The sequence below is a fragment of the uncultured Sphingomonas sp. genome, assembly GCF_913778135.1.
In the GTDB taxonomy this organism is placed as follows: domain Bacteria; phylum Pseudomonadota; class Alphaproteobacteria; order Sphingomonadales; family Sphingomonadaceae; genus Sphingomonas.
On record NZ_CAJYVU010000092.1, the window covers coordinates 1 to 3728 of the forward strand.

Genomic DNA, 3728 nt, shown 5'->3' on the forward strand with positions numbered 1-3728 from the left:
CGACCACCTTCTCCTGCGCCTTGCCGACCAGTTCGGCGGTGGGTTCGTTGGCAATGACGCGGCCGCCGTTGATGATCGCGATGCGGTCGCACAATTCCTCGGCTTCCTCGAGATAGTGCGTCGTCAACACCACGGTGACGCCCGCGTCGTTGAGGCTGCGTACATAGGTCCACAGCTGCTGGCGCAGCTCGATGTCGACGCCCGCGGTCGGCTCGTCGAGCACGAGCACCGGCGGTTGGTGGACCATCGCTTTCGCGACCATCAGCCGCCGCTTCATGCCGCCCGACAGCGTGCGCGCGTACGCCTTGGCCTTGTCCTCCAGATGCACCGCACGCAGCAGCTCCAGCGAGCGGCGCTGCGATTTCGGCACGCCGTAGAGCCCGGCCTGGATCTCCAGCGTCTCGATCGGCGTGAAGAAGGGGTCGAACAGTATCTCCTGGTTGACGATGCCGATCGACGCCTTGGCGTTGCGCGGATGCGCGTCGATGTCGAAGCCCCAAATCGAGGCGGTGCCACTGGTCTTGTTGACCAATCCCGCCAGGATGTTGATCAGCGTCGACTTGCCCGCGCCGTTGGGGCCGAGCAGCCCGAACACGCTGCCGCGCGGCACGTCGAAGGTCACGCCGTCGAGCGCGCGCTTCGCCACCGCGCCGGGTCCGGCGGCGGCGTAGGTCTTGCACAGGTTGTTGATCGAGATCGCGGCTTCGGTCGTCATGCGGGCGGCGATACGCCCCTCCCCGTCACGTTGCTAGAACGATTGCGAGGCAAGGACGATTGCGAGGCGGGTGCACGCTTGCTAACGCATCTTGCATGCATCCGCCGCTCGAAGTCGTCCGTGTCTCGCAACCCCGCGTCGCCTGCGATGGCGCGAGCGACATTCCCGGCGGCGCGGCACTGGGCCACCCGCGCGTCTACCTACAAATTGACGAGCACGGCTACGTCGACTGCGGTTACTGCGACCGCCGCTTCGTGCTGATCGGCGGCGCGGCGGACGGGGTCGACCAGGCGACGTTGCCCGACATCTCCGAAGGCGCAAGCCCCGACGTTCACTGAGGCGCTCGAGTGAGCGGGACGGCTTTGCCAATGCGGCGGGGCGTCCTATCTATGGTGGCATGACCGCACTCGACCCTCGCTCGTTCCTGTACCGCAACTCGCTCGATCCCGACGCGGCAAAGGCGCTCACCGCCGACGCGCTGGCGAAGGCCGACGACGGCGAACTCTACCTCCAGTACCGCAAGGCCGAGGCGTTCGGGTTCGACGACGGGCGGCTGAAGACCGCCAGCTACGACACCAATGCGGGCTTCGGGCTGCGCGCGGTGTCGGGCGAGATGACCGCGTTCGCCCACGCCAACGAGTTGAGCGAGGCCGCGATCAAGCGCGCCGCGGAGACGATGGCGCTGATCGACCCCTCGGCCAAGCCCAAGGCACAGCCGCCGCGCAGCACCAACCGCCACCTCTACACCGACGCCGACCCGCTCGACCTCGTGCCGTTCGCCGACAAGGTGAACCTCTGCCAGACGATCGACGCCGCGGCGCGCGCGCGTGATCCGCGCGTCGCGCAGGTATCGGTGGGCTTGAGCGGCACGTGGAGCGTGGTCGAGATCGTCCGCGCCGATGGGTTCGTCGCGACCGACGTGCGGCCGCTCGTCCGACTGAACGTCTCGATCGTGGTCGAGCAGAACGGCCGTCGCGAGACGGGCACGTTCGGCATGGGCGGGCGCTACCTGTATGACCGCCTGTTCGAGCCGGCGGAATGGAACCGCGCGGTCGACGAGGCGCTGCGGCAGGCGCTGGTCAATCTCGACTCGGTCGCCGCTCCCGCGGGCGAGATGACGGTGCTGCTGGGGCCGGGCTGGCCGGGCATCGTGCTGCACGAGGCGATCGGCCACGGGCTGGAAGGCGACTTCAATCGCAAGGGCACCAGCGCCTTTTCAGGGAGGATCGGCGAGCAGGTCGCGGCGCGCGGTGTCACCGTGGTCGACGACGGCTCGATCGCCGACCGCCGCGGCTCGCTGTCGATCGACGACGAGGGCACGCCAACCAGCGAGACGATCCTGATCGAGGACGGGTTCCTGAAAGGCTATATGCAGGACCGGCTCAACGCGCGGCTGATGGGAGTCGAGCCGACGGGCAACGGCCGCCGCGAAAGCTTCGCGCACGCGCCAATGCCGCGCATGACCAACACCTTCATGAAGGCGGGCAAGGACGATCCCGCCGAGCTGCTGTCTCGCGTTAAGCGCGGCATCTTCGCGCAGTCATTTGGCGGCGGTCAGGTCGACATCGTGTCGGGCAAGTTCGTCTTCTCGTGCACCGAGGCGTATCTGGTCGAGAACGGCCGCATCGGGGCGCCGATCAAGGGTGCGACGCTGATCGGCGATGGGCCGAGCGTGCTGACCAAGGTCGAAGGCGTTGGGAACGACTTCGCGCTCGACGAGGGGATCGGCATGTGCGGCAAGGGCGGGCAGAGCGTACCCGCGGGCGTGGGTCAGCCGACGCTGCTGATCGGCGGGCTGACGGTCGGCGGTACTGCGACCGCTTGAGCGGTCAGTAGCGGCCGAGCAGCAGGTCGAGCGCGGCACCGATCGCGTATTCGTGCTCGACCAAGTTGGCGACAGGCGCGCGCAGTAATCGGACTGCGACGGCGCCAGATAAATGAGTCTGCATCGTATAGGCCGTGCCTTCGATCTCGAAGATGGGCGTCAGGCGTGCGTCACCCGCTGGGCGCTCGCTCTCCTCGACCAACGGCGCGACAAAGCGGCTGTTCAGCGCACCGAACTGATCGGATTGGCAATCCAGCCAATATCCGCCATCCGGCGCCAGATAGACGTCGAAGCGCGCCATCAGAACAGGCGATACTTCTCAAGCGGCAGTCCGTTCTTCTCGACCCAGGCGTTGTTGGCTTCGATCCATTCGCGATGGTCCTCGGCCCATTGGCGATCACGCTCAGCCTTGGCAGCGGTGCGTAGCGCTGCCTCGCAGGTCTGCGACAGGTTGATCCCCGCCTCACGCGCTGCGGCGATGACACCGGTGTCGATCGAGAGATTGACCGCTTTACGCTTGCCGGAACTGATCGGATCGTGTCTCATGCACACAAGCTATGCGCATCACCCATGCGCGTCAACGCGAGGCACGTGTCATGGAGTTCTTCCCCGCGCTCACTCCCGAGCACCGCGCGTTTGTCGCGAAGCAGCCGGTGTTCTTCGTTGCGACCGCGGCGAAGGACGCGCGGGTGAACCTGAGCCCGAAGGGGATGGACAGCTTCCGCGTGCTCGATGAGCGCACCGTCGCCTATCTCGACGTCGCGGGATCGGGGAACGAGACCAACGCGCACCTGCTAGCCAATGGGCGCATTACGATCATGTTCTGCGCGTTCGACAATCCCGCGCTGATCCTGCGCATCTACGGGCGCGGACGACCGGTACTGCCGCAGGATGAGGGATGGTCGGCGCTCGCTGCCGACTTCACGCTGCTGCCCGGCACGCGGCAGATCTTCGTCGTCGATGTCGAGCAGGTGCAGACCTCGTGCGGCTGGGGCGTGCCGTACATGGCGTTCGAGCGCACGCGCGAGACGCTCAACAAATATCACGCGACGCACGACGACCAGACCCGCTTCGCCAAATACGCGCAGCGCACCCGCAGCATCGACGGCCTGCCCGTGCGCAACCCAACGGTGCCCGCGTAATGGCGCTGGTCGAACTTGGTCGCTTCGATCGCAACCTTGCCAACAT

The 3728-nt window shown here is 66.6% G+C and carries 6 protein-coding genes; 3 read left to right on the top strand and 3 right to left on the bottom strand.

All coding sequences use genetic code 11. The annotated features are described in order from the left end of the window. On the bottom strand, positions 1 to 715 hold a 715-nt coding region (locus tag QZ847_RS08460; protein ID WP_294355398.1), incomplete at its 3' end, for an ABC transporter ATP-binding protein. A gap of 95 nt (positions 716 to 810) precedes the next feature. Between QZ847_RS08460 and QZ847_RS08465 the strand changes: the two genes are divergently transcribed. Together QZ847_RS08465 and tldD are read left to right on the top strand one after the other, a co-directional pair. Then, a complete protein-coding gene (locus QZ847_RS08465; protein ID WP_294355401.1) occupies positions 811 to 1053 on the top strand; it encodes a zinc-finger domain-containing protein in 243 nt (80 codons plus the stop codon). A 59-nt stretch (positions 1054 to 1112) separates the two neighbouring features. Then, positions 1113 to 2540, top strand: a complete 1428-nt coding sequence (gene tldD / locus QZ847_RS08470) for a metalloprotease TldD (RefSeq protein WP_294355403.1) — start codon at positions 1113 to 1115, stop codon at positions 2538 to 2540. Positions 2541 to 2544: 4 nt separating this feature from the next. Here the strand turns inward: tldD and QZ847_RS08475 are convergent, their stop codons facing one another. Continuing rightward, positions 2545 to 2841, bottom strand: coding sequence for a CcdB family protein (locus QZ847_RS08475; RefSeq protein ID WP_294355405.1), 297 nt, complete (start codon positions 2839 to 2841; stop codon positions 2545 to 2547). Beyond that, positions 2841 to 3086 (bottom strand): type II toxin-antitoxin system CcdA family antitoxin, encoded by a 246-nt coding sequence (locus QZ847_RS08480; RefSeq protein WP_019517560.1) that lies wholly within the window; start codon positions 3084 to 3086, stop codon positions 2841 to 2843. Before QZ847_RS08480 ends, QZ847_RS08475 begins: the two co-directional genes overlap by 1 nt. Positions 3087 to 3136: 50 nt before the next feature. Between QZ847_RS08480 and QZ847_RS08485 the strand changes: the two genes are divergently transcribed. Then, positions 3137 to 3682 (top strand): pyridoxamine 5'-phosphate oxidase family protein, encoded by a 546-nt coding sequence (locus tag QZ847_RS08485; protein ID WP_294355408.1) that lies wholly within the window; start codon positions 3137 to 3139, stop codon positions 3680 to 3682. The last annotated feature ends 46 nt before the right edge of the window (positions 3683 to 3728 follow it).

Coding starts and splice junctions, on each gene's coding strand:
- QZ847_RS08465 (WP_294355401.1), top strand. CDS start 811: ATGCATCCGCCGCTCGAAGTCGTCCGTGTCTCGCAACCCCGCGTCGCC.
- QZ847_RS08475 (WP_294355405.1), bottom strand. CDS start 2,841: ATGGCGCGCTTCGACGTCTATCTGGCGCCGGATGGCGGATATTGGCTG.
- tldD (WP_294355403.1), top strand. CDS start 1,113: ATGACCGCACTCGACCCTCGCTCGTTCCTGTACCGCAACTCGCTCGAT.
- QZ847_RS08480 (WP_019517560.1), bottom strand. CDS start 3,086: ATGAGACACGATCCGATCAGTTCCGGCAAGCGTAAAGCGGTCAATCTC.
- QZ847_RS08485 (WP_294355408.1), top strand. CDS start 3,137: ATGGAGTTCTTCCCCGCGCTCACTCCCGAGCACCGCGCGTTTGTCGCG.